The following is a 20,898-nucleotide window of genomic DNA, read 5'->3' as shown; positions in this document are numbered from 1 at the left end:
GAATTTATAATGAAACAACACCCCCATAAGAAACGCCCGTGAGGTAAGCCACGTCGCGGTTCCAGGTAGTGAGGTCTTCTAACGAAAATTTACTAAGATGGTCGTGGCCGCAGGCGCGGGCCAGCACCTGCATCAGATGAACTGACGCTTCGAAAAAGTTTTGCAACTGCTTGGCCGACTGCCGCACAATAAGCCGCGAGCGCAGGTTTGGCTTTTGCGTGGCAATGCCCACAGGACAATTATTGGTGTGGCAGGCGCGCATTCCCAAACAGCCAATGGCTTGCATGGCGGAATTGGCCAATGCCACCCCATCGGCACCCAAAGCCATCGCCTTCACAAAGTCAGATTCAGTACGCAAACCGCCCGTGATGATGAGCGTTACATCGCCGCTAACGCCGCGCATATCTAGATGGCGACGGGCACGGGCTAACGCCACCATTGTTGGTACAGAAATGTTATTTTTGAAGACGTTGGGGGCAGCTCCGGTTCCGCCGCCACGGCCGTCTAAAATGATGTAATCTACGCCAATGTCCAACGCAAAATCTATATCTGCCTCGATGTGTTGGGCCGAGAGCTTAAAGCCTACGGGAATGCCCCCGGTTGCCTCACGCACCTGGGCTGCCACGCGCTGGTAATCTTGCAGCGTGATCAAATCGGGGAAGGTGGCGGGGCTAACGGCATCTTGGCCTTCTGCCAGGCCGCGCACCTGGGCAATTTTGCCCACTACTTTGTTGCCTGGTAGATGGCCGCCCGTGCCAGTTTTGGCACCCTGCCCGCCTTTAAAGTGGAAGGCTTGCGTCTTTTTCACCTTCTCGATGTCCCAGCCGAATTTACCGGATGCAAGCTCGTAAAAGTAGCGGGAGTTGGCGGCTTGTTCTTCTGGCAGCATCCCGCCCTCGCCGGAGCAGATACCTGTGCCAGCCAGCTCTGCACCTAGTGCGAGGGCGACTTTGGCCTCTTCACTGAGTGCGCCAAAGCTCATGTCGCTCACAAAAAGGGGAATTTTCAGGGTGAGTGGTTTTTTGGCTTTGGGGCCGATGATCAGTTCTGTGCCTACGGAAGCGTCGTCTAGGAGCGGCCGTTTTGCCAATTGCGCCGTCAAAATTTGTATCTCTTCCCAGCGGGGCAGCTCCGTGAGCGGCACGCCCATCGCTGAGACCGCGCCATGATGCCCAGGCAGCCCATTTTTTGCCAGGTTGCGAATATATTTGTTGTACGGTTCTTCGGCCGCGCTGTGGGTGTCTTCATACAGCCCCAGGTAGCTGTCGCGCTGGAATGGCTGCGGATTTTCTTGTTCCCAGGCGGCAATTTCAGCCTCATCTATGTAGACGGCATCTGCTTCATGGTTAATCCAGGCGTTAAATTTGGGCAGGGCTTCTTCGTTGTTGTAAGCACTAACGCCCGTATCGTAGCGGTAATCCCAGTTATGCACGCCGCAGATGAGGTCTTCGCCGCGAATATGGCCGTCGGATAGGAGCGCGCCGCGGTGGAGGCAACGGCCGTACAGCACCGAAACCGCTTCGTCATACCGAATCACAACCAAATCCACATTCGCCACCAAAGCGTAAGCTGGCTCTCGGTCTGGCAAAGCACTCCAGGTAGCAATTTTCAATTTGTTAGTTATAGAAGCTGTCACGTATTTACCCTCCTGAATATAAAGTGTATTGCGTATTTCGTAGTGCGTAGTGAACGGAATACGCACTACGAAATAATCTCTGTGCTCTCTGTGGCAAATTAAAGTTGGTCGGCGGCACTGATGATTTCTACCAGGCTGGGGCCATCGTGGGCAAATGCTTTTTCCAAAGCAGGGCGTAGCTGTTCAATTTGCTCGACGCGAATCCCTAGGCCGCCACAATTGCCTGCAAATTGGGCAAAGTTGGGGTTGTGCAGGCCGGTTTGCCAAACGTGGAAGTTGCCACCGCGCTGCTCCCTGCTGATTTTGGCTAACTCGGAATTGTTTAGCAAAATGAGGGTGATGGGCATGTTGTATTTTACGGCCGTCGTAAATTCCGCCATATATTGCCCAAACCCACCATCGCCTGCCACGGCAATAATTTTGCGCTCCGGCGCGGCCGCCCACGCCCCCATCGCCGCTGGGAAGGCAAAGCCAATCGAGCCAAGATAGCCCGACATGAGGACGTGCTGCTGCTTTGATTCAAAGTACATGCCAAAGGAGTAGGCATTGTTGCCCACGTCCACCGCAATGACGGCATCCGCCGGAGTCACTTCATTCATGATTTGGAAGATGGCGGCATTGGCGATACGGCCGCTTGGACTTGGCTTCTCGGCGCGTTTTTGCTTGTCAGCCCGCCAATTTTGCCAGAGGCGAGCCACATAGCTGCGCCGCTCTGGTCTGGATTTTTGCGTGACGTGCTCGGTGAACAGTTCTAGCGTGGCACCAATTTCCCCCCAGAGTGGCAGGGTCACTTCATGGAATTTGCCCAGCATCATGCGGTCAAAATCCACCTGGATGATCGGCCGTTTTTGGGTGATGCTGGTGTGGTTACTGAAGCTGGCGCCAAACACCAGCAGCAAATCGGAGCGCATCATGGTGGCACTGGCAACGGGCGTGCCGCTACGCCCCAAAACGCTACAGGCCAGGGGATGATTGTCGGGAATAGTGCCTTTGGCTTTGAAGGTGGTGATGACGGGCGCATCTAGCTTTTCGGCCAGGGCGATGATCTCATTGGCAAACGGCCGTGCGCCGTTCCCCACAATAATGCCAGGTCGTTCAGCCCCTTCAATCATCTCGATGGCACGATTGAGGTCATTGGCTGGGGGCGTGATTTGTGGATGGGCGATACGGCCGTCCTGCGGGCGCGGCGTGGGATTTTCCACAGCAGGCATTGTTTGTACCTCGTCAGGGAAGATGAGATGCCCCACATCTCGCTTGATGACGGCGTGTTTGAGTGCCAGCGCCATCAGTTCCGTAGCGTTTTCACGCCGCAGCACGGTTTGGCTCCAGGCGGCAACGGCATCAAACGCTTTGTCGAGCGGTACTTCCTGAAACGCGCCGGGCCCTAAAACCTGGGTATTCACTTGCCCGGTCAATGCCAACACAGGGACGCGATCCACTTTTGCATCCCACAAGCCCGTGAGCAAATTGGTGGCGCCAGGACCCGCAATGGCAAAACAGGCGGCGGGCTTGCCCGTGAGTTTGGCGTAGCCGCTAGCCGCAAATGCTGCTGCACCCTCATGCCTAATGCCGAAATAGCGGAGACGGCCGTCTTGTGCTGCCTGGTAAAACGCATCTGCCAATCCCAAATTGGAGTGCCCCACCATGCCAAACACCGTATCCACACCCCAGTCGGTCATCACGTCCACCATTTGGTTCATTAGCGTCGGTTCATGTTCTGTTTCTGGCACACCGATGTAAATGCCGTCCTCTCGCTCTTCAACCGCGTAGGCTGGCACAGCATCGTCGTAGCCGCCGGGCGGTTGGCCAGTGCAAGGATGATATTCGTAAGCGTGCCACGGGCAGACGACAAATCCATTTTGCAAAAAGCCGTCGCCAAGTGGCCCGCCCTGGTGGGGACAGCGGTTGCTAATCGCCCCGTATCCTTCTTCGGTGCGGGTGAGGGCGATCGTGTGGTGATCAACTTGTACGGTGGTGATGCGACCAACATCCAGCATGTCTGGGTCGCCAACGCGCGACCAGACGAGCTTCTCAGAGCTGTCCTGGGGCATGAAATACTCCTTGTTTTGCCGCGCATGGGGATTGCAAATGGCGCGGCGTTGTGAATTGGGTACGTTCCTAAGATGCTTTGGGTACAATGTTTATTACGGATGCTGCCTGAATCAACGACTGTTCAAAATCCGCGTTAAAAAGTAAACTTGCCGCAAAATGGGAGCCGCTTCCCAGCTTTCTGCCAGGCGGGGCTGGCCCCCTTCCTGCACGAGGGCTGGAATGAGTTCTAGCGAGCGCACGCCATCTTGATCCAGCCAGACGTTTAGCACGGCCGTTTCTGGCGGCCCGTCAATCTCAAAAGCAAAGTTTCCCAAGCCGTACGCAATGACCCCACCGTTGTAAAACTCAATTCCCTGCAAAATGTGAGCATGATGGCCAATGACCAGATCGGCCCCGGCATCAATGGCAGCGCGGGCAGCGGCCGTTTGCGCGGGACTAGGTTCCTCGATGTACTCATAGCCGCTATGCAGCACCACGATTACGAGATCGGCTTGGGGGCGAACGGCCGTTACGTCTGCGGCAATGGTCTCTGGGTCTGCCCAGGCTAACCCCGGAGCATTTTCGGCGGCGGTCCAGACGGCCGTATCAAACCCACTTACTTCGACGGGAACATGAACGTACCCCAAAAACGCCAGCGATAGCCCGTTGACCTGCGCGATGTGCGGCGCGTGAGCGGCACCAAAATCATTGCCCGCGCCAATTGGGGCGATGCCCTGCTCTTGCAGCAAATCAATCGCTTGCAGCAACGCTTCTGACCCGTAATCCATGCCGTGATTGTTTGCCAGCGACACCACGTCAAAGCCTGCCAATGCCAATGCCTCGGCTGCTTCTGGCGGGGCGCGGAAAGGATAGCTTTTGAGTTCTGCCGTGCCCACATTGCCCAGCGCCGATTCCACATTGCCCACTGTGATGTCGGCATTTTGCAGTAGCGGGGCAACGTTGGCAAACGGGTAAGCCAGGTTGCCATTTTGAATAACAATCCCCAAACCGCGATCCAACATGATGTCCCCTACGCTGGCTAGATGAACGATGGGTTCAGGCGCAAGGGCGGTTTGCAGGATGGGCAGCAGCTCGCTGGCAGCGTTTGTTTCTGCTTGGAGGGTGAGGCGGTTGTGGAAGGGATAGTTGGTGTCAGTGGGGTAACGGCCGTCTACCCGCAGCGATTTCAAATCCGGTGTGAGCTCAGACCAGGGTATTACCGTAGCCAACGCATGCCCATTGGTAAAAATTGCCTCCGCCTCTGCTTGGCTGATTGTTTCCCACTCGGTTACAAATGGCACGGCTAGCACAATTGGCTCTTGCCAAACAAGTTGCCCCGCACCATTTTCGGTTAGCTGTGCATCTGCTGGCTCACTGGCTGGCACGATTTGCCAACTGCGGCTGGTGGTTGCATTTGCTAGGGCGTCACTGACTTGAAACTGCCAATTTTCTGGTACGGCTAGGGAAAGCGGTGATTGTGGCGTATGGGTAGCGGAGACGGTGGTGGGCGTAGCCGTTGCTCGCACAGCAATTGGCGTGTTGGTAGCGGGGATAGGCGTGGGGGGCGCAGGGAAGGTGCTGGTTGGTTGGGCGATTGTTAGGGCAATGGTGGGGAGGGGTTGCTGGGGAACGGCCGTTTGCCTACAACCCATCAAATAGAGGAGTGCTAAAAAGAAAAGTAGATATCTTCCTCTGTCATTCTCGCGAAAGCGGGAATCCATTCGCGAGAAAGAAGTGGATACCCGCGCAGGCGGGTATGACAGGTCGTTGTTGGTTTTTTTAGAGCAAACCGTCTGATTGCCGAGTGTAAAAATCTGCGGATAAATCCTCATGGAATGCAAGGCTCCGGTTGGTTGAGCAATTGATATTCAGTCAGGTATAAGCCCGACTGGTGCAAAAAGGTAGCCATCTCTTCGCCCACGTAGCGGAAATGCCACGGCTCGTAGTAGAAGCCGGTGAGCTCCAAAGCACCACGCGGGTAGCTAAGGGTAAAGCCATACCGGTGGGCATTTTCTGCCAGCCAGATGCCCTCGCTGGTTTGGTAAAAGTAGGTATGAAATTGAATGTCAGGAATACCCACGATTGTTGCCAGCTCTGGCGAGCCAAAATCAACCGTTGTACCAAGCTGGTGCTCGCTGTGGCCTGGGCGGGCACTGAGGATGGCGGCACGTTCGGGTTCTTCCCGGTTCCACTTTTCCCAGCTAATTGCCTGGGCGGCGTAGCTGCGGTAGCCCGACAAAATGCGCGGCTGCAAGCCTGCACTTTGCATATCGGTGATCATTTGGATGAGCGGCTGGACGGCAATCTGGCGAATTTCTGTGGGAAAGCCTAACGTAACTTCGAAGGGCAGATAGTCGGTGAGCAAGACTAAATCTTGTGGCGCATAGTCGCGGCTCAGGCCATAGGTTTGGGTGACGATAGTGAACAGATCATCCTGCGGCATGCGCTCGCTGCAAGGGCCGATGGGGGTTGGGGTTAAAGTGGCCGTCGGGGTGGGTGTTGGTGGTTGTGTTGCCGTGGCTGTTGCGGTTGGCTGTAGTGTGGCGGTGGGTGGGGGCAGTTGGGCAACATCGTTGCTTTGCGGTGTTGGTGGCGGTGTGGGAACGGCCGTTGCCACACCAGTGGGGACCAGTGTCGGCAGCGGTGGCGGACTGAAGGTTGTTTCCACACCGCAACTTGTGATGAAGATGATGCCTAAAATCAATATTGCCCAATGGTGTCGCCGCGTTTTCATGAAGGCAGATTGTACCAAAATCGTTCAGAATTGGGAATTGACAAATTGGCCAGAATCCGTATAATTTTCTGAAATATCTCAAAAATAACGAATAATATTTCATATAATTTGGAAAATTTAGAATGTTTGACGAAAAAGATGCACAAATTCTTGATCTTTTGCAGGCGGACGGCCGTTTGTCTAACGCCGCCATTGCTGAACACGTAGGGTTAACAACCTCCACCGTCTTCGAGCGAATTAAGAAATTAGAGAAAAAAGGAATCATCCAAAAATATGTAGCACTGGTTGATCCACAAAAGTTAGGCAAGCCAATTACCGCTTTTGTTCGGCTGGTAATTGGCACGGCTCCCGGCGAAGATTATGCAGCCTGCAAGCAAAACTTTGTGGCCCAATGCTTGGCCGAGCCAGACATTTTGGAATGTCATTCTGTTGCTGGCGAAGAGTGCTATCTGCTTAAGGTGCGTGTGGGCAACACAGGCGAACTGGAAAGGCTGCTGGAGCGGGTGCGTACGTACACGCTGGTGGCCAAATCCACTAGCAGCATTGTCATGTCCACGTTCAAAGAGGAGATGGGCATTGCAGTGGCAATGCAGGTTGCCATCGAAGGAGGTGTCTCATGAGTCGCGCAGAAAAGATTGCCTTGTATGGCCAGGCCGCTGAGTTGTTGGCGGCGGCCTTAGCCAAATTTCCCCGTGAAATGTGGCAATATCGCTCTCCAGTAGATGATTGGACCATTCATGAAATCATTGTTCATATCACCGACAGCGAAGCAAACAGTTACGTACGCTGCCGTCGCTTCATTGCCGAACCAGGCGAGTCGTTAATGGCGTACGATGAGAACCAGTGGGCAAGGGTGTTGGATTATCACAAGTTGGATGTGGACACGGCCGTTTCCCTCTTCAAGTGGCTGCGGCAAAGCTCTTATGAACTCATTCAAAATTTGCCGGAAGATGTCTGGCAAAATGAAGCCTACCATCCCGAAAGCGGCCAAATGAGTTTTGATAATTGGCTAGACACCTACAGCCGCCACGTTCCTGAACACATCGCCCAAATGGAGCTGATTTACCGGGCATGGCAGCAAACAAAATCCGCCTGATTTTCCGCAAATTTTGGATCGATTTGCGGGGAGCGATGGGTTATATTTTGGAAGTAAGACCCTCACCCCAACGAGGGTTAGGGAGAAGGTAAGATAATCACCTAAACTCAACAACAGGATTCGCTATGAAATTGAAGAATTTTTTACTTCTGGTCTTACTGGCTGCCTTGTGGGGGCCGTCATTTTTATTCATCAAAGTGGCTGTGGCCGAAATTCCGCCGCTGACGTTGGTTTTGGGGCGCGTGGGGATTGCGGCCATTTTGCTAACGTTGCTCTTGCTTTTTCAAGGAAAAGTATTCCCGAAAAGAGGGACTATTTGGCGACATTTGGCGGTGGTTGCGGCCGTACAAAATGCCATTCCGTTTGTGCTGTTTAGCTGGGGGGAGCAATATATCAGTAGTGCTTTGGCCTCCATTCTTAACGGCACCACGCCAATTTTTACCATCATTATTGCCCACTTCTTTGGCAAGAACGATAGGCTCACGCCAACCAAACTGGTGGGTGTGCTTATCGGCTTTGCGGGACTTATGCTGCTCATTTCGCCATCGTTTGCCGATGGCCTGCAGGCGACAACGCTTGGGGTGTTGGGGGTGGCGTTGGCAGCGGTGATGTATGGCATCGCTATTGTATACACGCGCAACAATCTGACGGGGCTACCGCCGTTGGTAGCTCCTGCTGGGCAGATGATTTTGGCTTCGCTTTACTTGCTGCCGCTGTCGCTTTTGCTGGAACGGCCGTACACGGTCACATCCCTCTCACTTCCTGCCATAGGCTCCATGTTGGCGCTGGGGGTGCTGGGAACGGCCGCAGCCTTCGTTGTTTACTACCGCCTGCTAGAAACGGCTCCAGCCAGCTACGTTTCTATGACCACCTACATCATTCCGGTGTTTGGCGTCATTTTAGGGGTGCTGGTGCTAAATGAGCAGCTTACCTGGCACGCATATGCAGGATTTGCCCTCATTTTGCTGGGGGTGATGATTGTGAATGGCTTGTTGAAGCTGAAACGGCCGTCGCAAGGGCGTGTTAATCTGTCGGTTGCAGACCATAACCAAAGGGGAACAGCGGATTGAATTCCTCCTAAAAGTGGAAGGGAAGCTGTTCAATGTGACGTGGCCAAATATGGCCGTTCGCCTACTACGCCAATACAGGTAATGGGTTAGTCAGCGGGGATGCTACGGAACCATATTCGTAAGCGAATTTTTTCCTTCGGCAATCAGGTCGCAACGGTTGATAATTGACGCGGATCAGGGTCGGTTGGCGTGGTTTCCGGTTCGCCAACCCACTCAAACTGCCCACGTAGGCGAATATCGCGTGAAGATGCACCAATGAGCAGGGCAAACGTGCCCGATTCTACGACCCAATCGTGAACGGCCGTATCCCAAAAAGCCAACGCCTGCCGATCTAATTCCAGCGTCACCGTCTTCGTTTCGCCCGGTTCCAGCGCGACTTTGGCGAAGGCTTTCAGTTCTTGTAACGGCCGTACCACCTTCGCTTCCTCATCCCGCACATACAACTGCACAACCTCCTGCCCGGCGCGTTCGCCCGTGTTCGTCACATCCACGCTGACCAAAACGACATCATCTGCGCTAAACGTATCCCCGTTCAGCCGCAAATTATCATAGGCAAACGTCGTGTACGACAGCCCATGCCCGAAGGGGAACAGCGGCGCGATTTCCTTCTTGTCGTAGTAGCGGTAGCCGACAAAAATACCTTCGCCGTAATGAACTTTGCCATTCTCACCCGGATAGTTAATATGGGCTGGATTATCTTCCAGCCGTTTGGGGAACGTCGTCGGCAGTTTGGCTGATGGGTTCACGTCGCCAAATAGTACATCCCCCAACCCATGACCCGCATCTTGGCCGCCGTACCACTGTTGGAGAACGGCCGTTACCTCATCCAGCCACGGCATCTCCACCGGCGAGCCTGCATTCAACACCACCACCGTGCGCGGATTTACCGCCGCTACCCGCGAAATCAGCTCATCTTGCAGACCAGGCAGCCGCATATCAACCCGATCAAACCCTTCGCTCTCCCATTCCCGCGTCAGGCCAGCTACAATCACGGCCACATCCGACTTAGCCGCCAAATCAACCGCCGCTTGGATCGTATCCTCCGGCAAGGGCGGCACATACCCAAGCCGCAATGTGCGCCAACGGCTAGCTGGGTTGGTGATGTATTCCACAAGGATGGAAGCGGGTTTTTCTGGTGTGAGATTGAGCGTAACGGCCGTTTGCCGATCTACATCTGCCTCACCTCCACCTTCCCAATGGTCAACCACAACTTCACCGTCCACCAATAAGCGAGCGTGGCCAACGCTCCACAAGTGCAATTGGTACGCTCCCGCTGTCGGTACAGATAGCGTTCCTTCCAACCGCATGGAGAAATTTGTCGGGTCTACAAAGGGGTTGACCGTACCAAACCAGCTCACTTCACTCTTGCCAATCACATGCGTGTGCGCCGCTTCGCCAGCCAATTCCAGATTGTGGTAGTAGGAGAGTGTGAGGCCAAGGGAGCCATCAACGGCCGTTAACCAATCCATTTCCAACAACGACGGCATCTTGTGATTTAGCGTTCCCACTTCGTAGGCAACATCCCACTCGTCACCTGCCCGCGCCTGAATGCCCGCCAACGGCGACACGGCGCGATGCGGATTCACTTGCGAACTCCCGCCCCCCATAATCTGTACCCAATGCGCGTTCTCCCCAATCACAGCAATTTTGGACGCGGATTTCGCGGATGAACGCGGATTTTCTTCTTTTTCCGCGTCCTCCGCGTTCATCCGCGTCCCATTCAAAGGCAACAAATCACCTTCGTTTTTAAGCAGGACGATGGATTCGGCGGCGACGGCGCGAGGCAAATTGGGATCGGGCATGGTTGATGGCGTCGTTTCTCTGCCAAATAATCCCACACGCCCCAACGTCCGCAAAAGACGGCGGATTTTGTCATCCACCACCGCCTCATCCAATTCGCCCGCGTTCACAGCAGAAATGACCCTTTCCGCTGACATCCAACGCGCCGGGCCAGGCATCTCCAAATCGAGCCCACCAGCAGGCACATTCTCACTGTACGTGCCGTACCAATCGGAGATGACGAGGCCGTCGTACCCCCATTTTCCCTTGAGAATGTCGTGCAGAATCGGATCGCTTTCACTGGCATATATGCCGTTGACTTTGTTGTACGCACTCATGATCGTCCACGGGTTCGCTTTTTGCAGGGCAATGCGAAACGGTTCAAGGTAGATTTCGTGCAACGGCCGTTCCGCCACCTCCGCACTAATCGAAAACCGTTCATATTCTTGGTCGTTCGCCACAAAATGCTTAATACACGCCGCCACGCCCTGCTTTTGCAAGCCGTTCACATAGGCGGCGGCAATTGCGCCACTGAGATATGGGTCTTCGGCAAAACATTCAAAATTGCGCCCCGCAACGGGTGTACGATGAATATTGACCGTCGGCGCGAGCAATACATGCGCCCCTTTGCGGTGAACTTCCGCCGCCAACGCCGCACCCACCTGCTCAATCAAATCCACATTCCACGTCGCCCCCATGGCCACGCCCACCGGGAAGCAAATAGACGTATCACCGATGTTGTCATCACTGCCGCGCACACCGTTTGGTCCATCGCTTACCTGCATTACGGGGATGTCCAATCGTTCCACCGGCACAGTGTGCCACATATCTGCCCCTGCTAGCATGGACGCTTTTTCAGCGAGAGTTAGTTGTTCGAGTAATTCGTTGATTTTCGTATTCATATTCCTCTTGTTTTGTGGACACGAATGGAGGGAACATGGATTTTAAATTTTTATCCATGTTTCTTCTATCCGCGTGAATTTCAACAATCCAAGGTGACGCGCAATAAGCACACCTGCCCGTCTCGGTCGAAGATGTGTTGGCTGATGGTTTGGCCTAAACGGCCGTTTCCTATCACCGTTCCCCCTCCACCTGCAAACACAACCTCAATCTCTGTAGTTTCTCCCAACGTATACACAATCGGCATCTGGCAAAACGTAAACGCCAATGAATTAGCAGGCAAGCTAATTGTTTGTTCCTGCCCGTCCATATCCAAATACGTGAAACTGTCCGGCGCAACCGAAAATTCATCGGCGCGGAGCAACGTGGGGGCAAACTGGAGGCTGCCATCTTGCACCGAAATGCCCAACTCGCCCCAGCGGGTCAAGATTTCCTCTTTGACTTGCCCCGTCATCCCCGGTTGGCGCGCGCCACTCCCTATCGGCGTGTGCGAGTATGGGTCGGTAGGAAACGCACCATACACATCGGGGGATTTGTTGAAACCGATACCAGCGCGGATGTCGTAGTACGCCTTGGCAAGCGCCTCTGTAGTGGCTGAGGCCGCCCCTTCACGCACGGCAAGCTGATAGATTTCCTGTGCTGCCAGCAAAAGTTTGGAAACCATGTGCCAGTAAATGCTTCCTAACCCTTCGTAGGCAAAAAACGTACCCGAACGGCCAGTGAAAGCGCGATGGTTAAACGTCTCTTCAAACAGTTCCAAGATTGCTTCCCGCTCGGCAATCGCCATCTCGGTGTAGGCGGGTTCTTGGGCAAGTTGATCTAAAATGGCCACAACATCACGAGCATTGTGGAATTTGCCGTTGAAATGGTAAACATCCGCCGCATCCCGCGCGATTAGGCGCACATCTTTTGCCGCCACCAATGCCGCCGTCAGCTTAGAGTCAGCAACTCGTTCGGCGGGGATGTTGTTCTTCTCGCGGAAGGTGGGCAGGCGACGATTGGGATACAACATGTATGAATGCTGGTCGGCGCGGTACAAAGCGCTGTGGTGCAGGCTTTGCAACATCGCCAAACCTTCATCGGCCGAAAGCAAACCGGAAGAAAGGATAGCAACCTGCCCTTCCAACATAAGGTAGAGATTTTCTACCCCCGCTTGTCCCTTGCCCAAACTGAGGATGTTGTAGGTGTGGTACAAGCCATCCTCCCGCCGATTGGCGTGCAGGGTGTGTTCGATGTACCGCTGTGCCAAGGCCAAAAACGCGCGTAAATCTTCTGCCTGTAGCTCTGTTTGGGTGTTGGGAATGCCGTTTTGGTAGATTTCTTGGCGATAAGCGGTAACGGCCGTTCCCAAATCATCCATGAAATCGCGCCGAGCCTTCTCAGTGAATCCCGTCTCTAAACTGGATTGATGTCCATCGAAAATGGTTTTTAGTTGGATGAAGAAGGTGGAAAGAGCCATATTTATTGCAAAAGTTTCCTGCCCATTACCCAGCTGCGCCAGCCAAAACGCAATAAAACGGCGCAAATACGCCGTCGTCACTACCGATAGCCCCTTGCCCACCAACGCATTATTCGCATCGTTCCATTCGGGGCGTTGGGTATTCATCCAAATGCCGCCTTCCGGCACCAAATTGGCGAGTTTTGCCAGCAGAAGCGTGAGTAGCTTTTCCGTCATCGTGACGTGGATGATGTTGCCATTGTCATCGTGGCATAAACGGCCGTCTGTGCCTAGTTGGGATACGGCCGTTTCCGTCGCCTCATTCCGTTCCTCGTCAAAATCAATCGTGTGTGCCCAATCGGCCAACATCTCCTTGTAAGAGCGCAGCCGGTACGGCACATCGGCATATACAAAAATCGGTTGATTTCCTAGCCTGGTTAACGCTTCGGGATGAACTTGGGCGGCAATTTCTAGCAATTTTTGCAAGTAAATGATTTGGTGATCGCTCCAATAACCGATATTCGACCACGGATTATCCGGTTCCAGCACTTCCCACTCGATGCCATCACGAGTCACGCGGTATGGATTGTATCCATCAGCCGTGGTTGCGTTTAGGAATTTGGCGATGAGACCTTCCACGTAATCGGGATACGCCAAAGCGAGTGGCTCCCAATTTTGGAAAATGTCGCGCCAATTCCCCTGATAATTCAGGCGCGGCGAGCCATCTTCCTGCTTCAAGTTAATCGAAAAACGGTTCCACGGACGGCTGGGGTCGCCGTGCCGTCGGCTGAATGTGAGCGGTAGATATTCGTAACAAAGTCGAATCAGGTTAATATCTCCCGTTACCCTAGCCTGTGCGTACAGGTCGCGGATGTCGGTTTGTTCTGGCAAGGCGGCAAACCAATCGGCGTGTATTTTGTACACCTCCCGATTGCGAACGTGCATGAATTTCCGCAGGTCGTTCCGCTCGATTTGATACCCATCTGCAAAGATGCCACCGCGCATGATGTTGAACAGCACGTTGGCAAAGTGGTGTGCCGATGTCGTTTTCTGAGCCGAATATTGCAAACCATCGGCGGCGGCGACATAGCCCAGCAAAACGGCCGTATTCTGGTCAATATCCGCCTCGAGCGCTTGTTCGATGGATGCTGTATCCTGCTGTAGAAACTGAGTGAGATGCGTAACGGCCGTTGCCGTCTGGTTCACGTCTGCCACAAGATGCCATCTCTTTTCCTCGCCAGCCAACATAGCAAACGTAGACGAGACAAAGTACGCGCCTGCCTTACCACAAATGTCATGCTCCGAGATCAGGAGGTTCCCATGCCGAAACTGATCCACCTGCTTACCACTCAACAAATGTGTATCTGCGTTTAAGCCTGTCTGCCAAACGGCCGTTGCCTTCAACGATTCACTCGGCTCGGCACGATCACTAATTGTCGCACTAAGCGAAAAAATACCCAGACCCGTTTTTGGTTCCAACTCATTCCGCTTGTATGCATTCAGCAAACTGCTCATGTTGGTTTGCAAACCCGTATTTGCCCCATATGGCAAGATGTTTTGCAGCCCATCCAGCAAGGTGATCTGGCAGTCGGTCTCCGCATCATTCGTCAGCCAAGCCGTTCTGATAAAGCCAAAGCGGTCGCCCGTGCGCCAAACAATACGGAAAGTTAGTCCCAAATCGTGGTTCACTTCCTCAAAAATGAGCTTGTTGCCGGGGACATTTTTGTACAGATAGTGTTCACTGTTGTAAATGCCAGCGTAGCGATTAGAAAATGGTTCCCAGAGGTGTGTGTGCTCGCGCGTAACGCGAATAATTGTCTTGCTGCCTGTCAAATCGCTATGTGCCGTGATTTTGTCTTCTGTTTCGTAAGGGAAAAGGGCGGAGTCAGCGTTGATGCGCCCGGCCGTTAGGCCGCCGGTGCTGGCAATGAAAAGCCAATGGTTGGTGCCACTCACCAGACTCATGAAAAATGGCGGCATCTGGTCGTAATGGGCAATGCGATAATACGTTTCACCCATCATTTGGACGTATGTTCCCGTAAGTGTCGTTGCTGTTTTTTCGAGCGATGTGTTGCCAATGAAAATATCAGTCATGTTTTTTGCTTTTGTTGTAATACTTTTTGGAACACAGAGAATCACGGAGAACCTCAGAGGTTCACAGAGATTTTTTGAGATGGTTACTCTATATTCAAGAGAAAATGAGACAAAGAAAAGGCATCAGCCGGATATTTCCGGCTGATGCCTCTATCCATTCAGAAAACTTATTCTAAATTGATAAACGTGCCGGACGCTTACGGCACATATTCAAATGCACCGATGTCACAAGCTGCATCCCGAGTGATTCCGCGTTGGTCGGCGGTGGGACAAACGGCCGTATTCGCTGCATCAATCGCCACACTTCCAGCCAACAGAGCATGGGTCAGCGTTGAGCCACCGTTGTCAGCCAGTACATCAACCCCAGCCCCACCAGGGGCAACGATGATGTCGCTTCCAACGGCGGCACAAGAGGCACCTGTGACAACATTGTTGCCAAGAGAAGTGAGAACGGCCGTAGCCGGATCACCTTCTACCTGACAGTTGTAAGTGCCGTTGTCGGCAATGAGGCTGTTTTGCACCGTCACATTCACAGCTGCGCCAAACGTAGCCACCATTAGACCACCTGCAGTGCCATCTGGTGCGCTGTTGCCCACAATGGTGCTGTTCAGGATGGTTACTGTACCATCTGTGCTGAACATTGCGCCACCGTGCCACGCCGTTGACGTGTTGCCGCTGATGGTGCTGTTGACGATAGTTGCATTGCCCAACGTCCGCAGGCCACCAGCTACATCACCAGCCACATTGCCGCTCACCGTGCTGTTGGTCAGGTTAATGCTGCTGTTGAAGAAGCCGTAGATGCCGCCACCTGGTTGACCAAGCGTGCTGTTGTTCATCACGGCACTATTGGTCATGTTCAGCGTTGCACCGTCTCCATTGTAGATGCCGCCGCCGCCAAACTGGAAGTCCGGTGCGCCACCACTTGATTCTGTGTTGTTCATCACAGTCACGTTGTCCAAGTTTAGCACGCCGTAGTTTAGAATGCCGCCGCCTTGCGGCGAACCGACACCGTCAGCCACCGTCAGACTGTTTATACTCACCTCAGCACCCGCCGCCACCTGGAAGACCCGCGAGGCGTTGCTGCCGCTTACCGTCAAGCCAGGTGCGCCGCTGCCGTCAATCGTCATGCTACGAACCACATCAAGCTGACCTGATGAGAGGGCAATGGTGCCGCCCGCCAAGCTGGGGTCAAAGGTGATTGTGCCGTCTGGGGCGATCAGCTCAACCGCTTCGCGCAGGGAGCCTTCGCCACTGTCGGCCAGGGTGGTTACGGTTAATGCCGTTGGCGGTGGCACTGGTTTTACGGCGACCATGTCCAGCCAGGTGGTGCCTGTTGGCAAACCGCTGTCGGGCAAGGTGATGCCGTAACCCCAAACTTCGCTCAGGGTCAGGCCGTCGTTTGGTGCGCCAGCCGGTTGTTCATCGCTGCGCGTAAAGGCGGTGAAGGGCACTTCAATTTGCTGCCAGCCAGTGAAGTTGTCTACAAAGGTGGCTTCAAACTGTTCGGCCGTATCCGGGCCTTGGTACACGCGGATGTAATCAACCGCCATTGATTGCGGTAGCTGCAATTCGGGATCAATCGTGCCGCCAAAGTTACCGCCAATGGCTACGTTTAGCAACAGGAAGACCGGGTCGTTGAACACCCACTCGTTGGGCGCGACATCATCTGGGGTGGCGGTGTGGTACAACATGCCGTCCACATACCATTCGATGAGGTCAGGCTGCCACTCGATGGTGAAAGTATGGTAATTGTTGTAAACCGGTTCACCAAAGTCAACGACGTTGCCGAAGCTTTGTCCACCAGCATAGCCGGGGCCGTGAATGGTACCAAAGATTTCATTAGGCAAGCGGCTCACATACTCCATGAAGTCAATCTCGCCCGTTTGCGGCCAGCCCACCACGTCAATATCGGTGCCCAGGCTCCAGAAGGCGGGCCACAAACCAGCTTCACCCTCTGGCACAAGAATGCGGGATTCGATACGGCCGTAAGCAAACTCCGCCTTGCGCCAAGAGATCAACCGGGCAGAGGTATAGTCACATGGGCCGTAGTAGCATTGCAGCGAGCCATCCGCCTCATGCACCGTCAGCACCATGTTACCATTGCCGTCGGTAGCGGCATTTGCCGGATCATCTGTGTAATATTGGAATTCGTCATTGCCCCAGCCAGGGATGCCGTTGACCGTGCCGTCCCCAATTTCGTAGCTCCAATAGTCTGGATTCGGTGGCGTACCAGCCGGTTCATTGAATTCTTCGCTCCAAACCATTTCCCAGCCTGCTGGGCCAGGATCTGGCGCACGGTTATCTTTGAGATTTACCGTCACTTCTTCGCCGCTGTTGCTGCCGTAATACCAGAATGTCAACGCTTCGCCGTTTGACCAATCTTGCCCAATGGCAAAGTCGCGCCCGAAGCTGGCAGTAGCTCCACCTGCGGTAATGGCCTGGCCATCGTAGGTTTGCCCATTAAAAGGCACCACCTCTGGGAAGCAAGGCAACCCGGTTTCTCTAAAGTGGAAGTGGAATACCAGGTCTAGATCGCCATCGCCATCCACATCTTCTTCATGGCGGATGGGCAGGCGCGTACGACGATTCTTGTGAAATTCGTACGCATCGCCTAACGTCACCGTTGTATGGTCTACCGTAGTGGCATCAAAGCTGTCTGTTGAGAACAGCACAACGGGGATGATCCCATTGCCGCGATTGCAAATGGTGCCTTGCACTTCAATTTCCACAGCCAGCGGTGCCTCAATTTGCAATACGCCTTCGTAGGCATCTTGCCCTGGGCGTGCCAGCGGCGAAGCCTGGCTAAATGTTGGATTCGACAAGGTAACAGAATCGCTGCTGTTCCACAGATGTGGGAAGCGCTCGAAATCATCTAGCAAATTAGGATCGTAGGTGTCATTTTCCACGATGGATGCAGCGGCTTGTACGGCAAAACCAGCCTCAACGTCTACAGGATTTGTGAGCCGCAAGATGACGCGCTCGGTTCCTTCCCATTTTGTGTCATCGAACGTTTCCAATGAAAAACTTAATTCTGATGCGCCACCGTTGACAAACGTAAGCGTGCCGGAGGTTGGTGTGTACTCGGTGCGGGGCGTGGCGGATGCTGGCTCCGTGAAGTAATCAACAGAAACCTGTGCAGGATCATCGCTGTTCATGGGTCGGTTGAGCTGCACCGTGATCTCTCCCGTACTTCCTTCTTCAATGTCGTAATTTGCGTTGGCAAACGTTACGGCCAGATCAGGAATTTCAGCGACACCGTACACGGCGACATCATCAATGTAATAAGTGACCTCGCCGGGGGTGTTGAGGGTGCCCAAAGCCCAGCCATGAATCTGGGTTAAGGTGAACCCATCGTTGGGTGCGCCATTGCCGATGTCTTTGCGTACAAAGCTGGAGAAGGGGAATTCAAAGAACTGCCAGCCAGAGAAATCATCAATCAGACTGACCGTAAATCGTTCGCCATCATCAGTGGTGGAACCAGGATTGCGGTTGTCTATCACGTCTACAAAAACGGTGGTGCCGTTGTTGAGGCCGTACAGCCAGAAGCTAAACCCTTCGTAACCGCTCCAATCTTGCGGAACCCAGGTGTCTACGGCCGTATTTTCAAACGCATGGACAAAACCAGCAAACGCTGTCACGTCCCCTGTCAGAGCCATAACATTGTTGCCTGCGGCTGAGTCCGGTACAGGTTCCGGTGGTGCATCTGTGGTGGCAATGGAAACAGGGCTGCCATCACTAAACGTGAGGAAGCCAACCGGAATGCCATTTTCGTCTACGCCTGCTGGTAAGCCATTTTCAAAATCATCAATGATTTGGGAGGGTGCCTGTGAGCCACCGGTAAAACCAATGTTGTCAAAATCAACTTCAACCGTGGAGCCAACTGCACCTTGCACACCAGCCACAACAATGACGATTTCGTCGAGGGCACCGTTGAAGGTACCGTCTCCACCGGTGAATTGGTCAGCAAAACTGCTTACAGGTGCGCTGACCAACGTCCATTCATCGTCAAATGAGGCACTCGTGAAAGTCGTGTCATATCGGAAGGAATCTTCTGAACCGCTTGTCCAGCCATCACCATCCAGGTCCTCACGAATGGTAATTTCGAGGCGGTATTCATCAACTGTGGCGTTGCTTTGATTCAGCACCCAGATGTTGAACACGGGGTCGGCAGGCAAGATCACCTGCGCCGCGTTATCGAAATTCTTGAAAGTGCCGCCATAAAAATCGCTGGCAGTGCCTTCACCACCCCAGCCTGTGCTGAAGTAGAAGCTACCTTCCTGGGGGCGATCGTCTAGAGGGCCCCCGCCGCCACCAGCGGCGTTACCACCGAAGAAGATCCAATCGGAGGTGTCCCCATCTTCGAAATCATCAATGATGGCGGTGGGCGTTCCTGAGCTGAAAGAGATGTTGTCAAAATCAACTTCAACTGTGGAGCCAACTGCACCTTGAACACCAGCAACTACAATCACAATTTCGTCGAGGTTGCCGTTAAACGTGCCATCTCCACCCGTAAACTGATCCGCAAAACTGCTAACAGGCGCGCTGATCAATGTCCATTCATCATCAAATGAGGCAGCTGCGAAGGTCGTGTCATATCGGAAGGAATCTTCTGAACCGCTTGTCCAGCCATCACCATCCAGATCCTCACGAATGGTGATTTCTAATCGGTATTCGTCAACAGTGGCGTTGCTTTGGTTTAGCACCCAAATGTTGAACACGGGGTCGGCAGGCAAAGTAACTTGCGCCGCATTGTCGAAATTCTTGAAAGTGCCGCCATAAAAATCGCTGGCAGTGCCTTCGCCGCCCCAGCCAGTGCTGAAGTAGAAGCTGCCTTCTTGGGGTCTATCGTCTAAGGGGCCACCGCCGCCACCAGCAGCGTTGCCACCGAAGAATATCCAATCAGAGGTGTCGCCATCTTCAAAATCATCAATGACCACGTCTGGTGTTGCTGCGGCCAAAGAAAAAGGTGCCAGAAACGCTGTTAGCAATAAGCCAGCCAGCGCCAAAAAAGTAAAAGCTCGGGTTTTTTTACTCATCAATCTTTTTCATCCTTACAGGAGATGGGTTGCATCTCTTGATGCACTTTGATCATCCTGTACCGGGGGTTCATGTTATCTGGCCCACCTTCCCAATTTTGCTGCATGGAACCCAATCATTATGTCTACAATGTTGTTAGTTTAGAAATGATTTGCTTTTATTTTTCGATAGCGTTTCCTCCTATGGTTAACATCTACATTTTGCCTGTGTCATTCTACTGCATCGGCTTTTTCGTAAATGCGGACATAATCAATTTTCATGATTTGGGGGAATGTGGTGGTACCGTCTGGGTAGCCGGGCCATTCTCCGCCAACGGCTAGGTTGACGATGATGAAGAAGGGATGGTTGAATACCCAATCTCCTGGAACGGCCGCAGGCGTGAGCTTCTGGTACATTTGGCCATCCATGTACCAGCGAATTTCATCTTCTTCCCATTCGATGGCAAAAATGTGGAACTCATCGGTGTACTGAGCACCGCCGGATAGTCGTTTGGCCATGCCCACCCCATTGGCACCAAAGTAGCGGGGGCCATGTACCGTGCCGTGAATCACAGAAGGCTCAGAGCCAATATTTTCCATGATGTCAATCTCGCCACAAAAGGGCCAGCCGACTTGATCTATGTCATTACCCAGCATCCAAAAGGCGGGCCAAAGGCTTTGCCCGACGGGAATTTGAATGCGTGCTTCGATACGGCCGTATGCCACCTCAACCTTGCCCTGCGTACTCAGCCGAGCCGAGGTATACAGCTTGCCACTTACATTTTCTTGCAAAGCCTGGATGACCAAAACGCCATCTTCAATATAAGAATTTTTGGGATCGTCACTGTAATATTGGGCTTCCCCATTCCCCCAGCCGTGTCCACCAACCTCATGTGTCCAGTTGTCAGAATCAATGGTTTCGCCATCGAATTCATCCTGCCAAACAAGGTTCCAACCCTCTAGCATCCAATCTGGGGTAGGGGTTGCCGCTGGTGTGGGTGGCTCAGTTGCAGTTGGGGCAGCGGCATTTGCACCGCAAGCGGCCGTTAGCAAGAACAGAAGGAGAAAGGCTTTTTTGAGATGCATAAATTGCCACCACGAAATT

Annotated in this window: 11 protein-coding genes; 3 read left to right on the top strand and 8 right to left on the bottom strand. The window is 53.4% G+C overall.

Features of this window, described 5'->3' with window-relative positions; translation table 11 throughout:
- Window positions 1-4: 4 nt before the first annotated feature.
- The 4 genes from ACOQPM_RS05160 to ACOQPM_RS05145 all read right to left on the bottom strand — a co-directional run bounded on the left by ACOQPM_RS05160 (window position 5) and on the right by ACOQPM_RS05145 (window position 6,401).
- Entirely contained in the window at window positions 5-1,636 is a 1,632-nt protein-coding gene (locus ACOQPM_RS05160) for a glutamate synthase-related protein (protein ID WP_420628161.1), read from the bottom strand.
- Between the two features lie 98 nt (window positions 1,637-1,734).
- A complete protein-coding gene (locus ACOQPM_RS05155; protein ID WP_420628160.1) occupies window positions 1,735-3,687 on the bottom strand; it encodes a thiamine pyrophosphate-dependent enzyme in 1,953 nt (650 codons plus the stop codon).
- A 111-nt stretch (window positions 3,688-3,798) separates the two neighbouring features.
- Window positions 3,799-5,319: a CapA family protein gene (locus ACOQPM_RS05150; RefSeq protein WP_420628159.1), complete on the bottom strand. Its 1,521-nt coding sequence runs from the start codon at window positions 5,317-5,319 to the stop codon at window positions 3,799-3,801.
- A gap of 176 nt (window positions 5,320-5,495) precedes the next feature.
- Complete coding sequence (locus ACOQPM_RS05145) at window positions 5,496-6,401, bottom strand: M15 family metallopeptidase (RefSeq protein ID WP_420628158.1); 906 nt, start codon at window positions 6,399-6,401, stop codon at window positions 5,496-5,498.
- A gap of 122 nt (window positions 6,402-6,523) precedes the next feature.
- Between ACOQPM_RS05145 and ACOQPM_RS05140 the strand changes: the two genes are divergently transcribed.
- From ACOQPM_RS05140 to ACOQPM_RS05130, 3 genes are all read left to right on the top strand, one after another.
- Window positions 6,524-7,021, top strand: coding sequence for an Lrp/AsnC family transcriptional regulator (locus ACOQPM_RS05140; RefSeq protein WP_420628157.1), 498 nt, complete (start codon window positions 6,524-6,526; stop codon window positions 7,019-7,021).
- Entirely contained in the window at window positions 7,018-7,497 is a 480-nt protein-coding gene (locus ACOQPM_RS05135) for a DinB family protein (RefSeq protein ID WP_420628156.1), read from the top strand. Before ACOQPM_RS05140 ends, ACOQPM_RS05135 begins: the two co-directional genes overlap by 4 nt.
- A gap of 125 nt (window positions 7,498-7,622) precedes the next feature.
- A complete protein-coding gene (locus tag ACOQPM_RS05130) occupies window positions 7,623-8,567 on the top strand; it encodes a DMT family transporter (RefSeq protein WP_420628155.1) in 945 nt (314 codons plus the stop codon).
- A 143-nt stretch (window positions 8,568-8,710) separates the two neighbouring features.
- Here ACOQPM_RS05130 and ACOQPM_RS05125 read toward each other — a convergent pair whose 3' ends face one another.
- The 4 genes from ACOQPM_RS05125 to ACOQPM_RS05110 all read right to left on the bottom strand — a co-directional run bounded on the left by ACOQPM_RS05125 (window position 8,711) and on the right by ACOQPM_RS05110 (window position 20,879).
- A complete protein-coding gene (locus ACOQPM_RS05125; protein ID WP_420628154.1) occupies window positions 8,711-11,248 on the bottom strand; it encodes a beta-glucosidase H in 2,538 nt (845 codons plus the stop codon).
- Between the two features lie 80 nt (window positions 11,249-11,328).
- Window positions 11,329-14,778 carry a hypothetical protein gene (locus ACOQPM_RS05120; RefSeq protein WP_420628153.1) on the bottom strand — a complete coding sequence of 1,150 codons (3,450 nt, stop codon included), beginning with the start codon at window positions 14,776-14,778 and terminating at the stop codon, window positions 11,329-11,331.
- Between the two features lie 197 nt (window positions 14,779-14,975).
- Window positions 14,976-19,814: a carbohydrate binding domain-containing protein gene (locus tag ACOQPM_RS05115; RefSeq protein ID WP_420628152.1), complete on the bottom strand. Its 4,839-nt coding sequence runs from the start codon at window positions 19,812-19,814 to the stop codon at window positions 14,976-14,978.
- 210 nt (window positions 19,815-20,024) lie between these two features.
- Window positions 20,025-20,879 carry a glycoside hydrolase family 16 protein gene (locus ACOQPM_RS05110; protein WP_420628151.1) on the bottom strand — a complete coding sequence of 285 codons (855 nt, stop codon included), beginning with the start codon at window positions 20,877-20,879 and terminating at the stop codon, window positions 20,025-20,027.
- Window positions 20,880-20,898: the final 19 nt, after the last annotated feature.

This window comes from Candidatus Leptofilum sp. (assembly GCF_965223525.1).
In the GTDB taxonomy this organism is placed as follows: Bacteria; Chloroflexota; Anaerolineae; order Promineifilales; family Promineifilaceae; genus Leptofilum.
The sequence above is the reverse complement of the archived record's forward strand: the minus strand, read 5'-3'. Positions and strand labels throughout refer to the sequence as shown.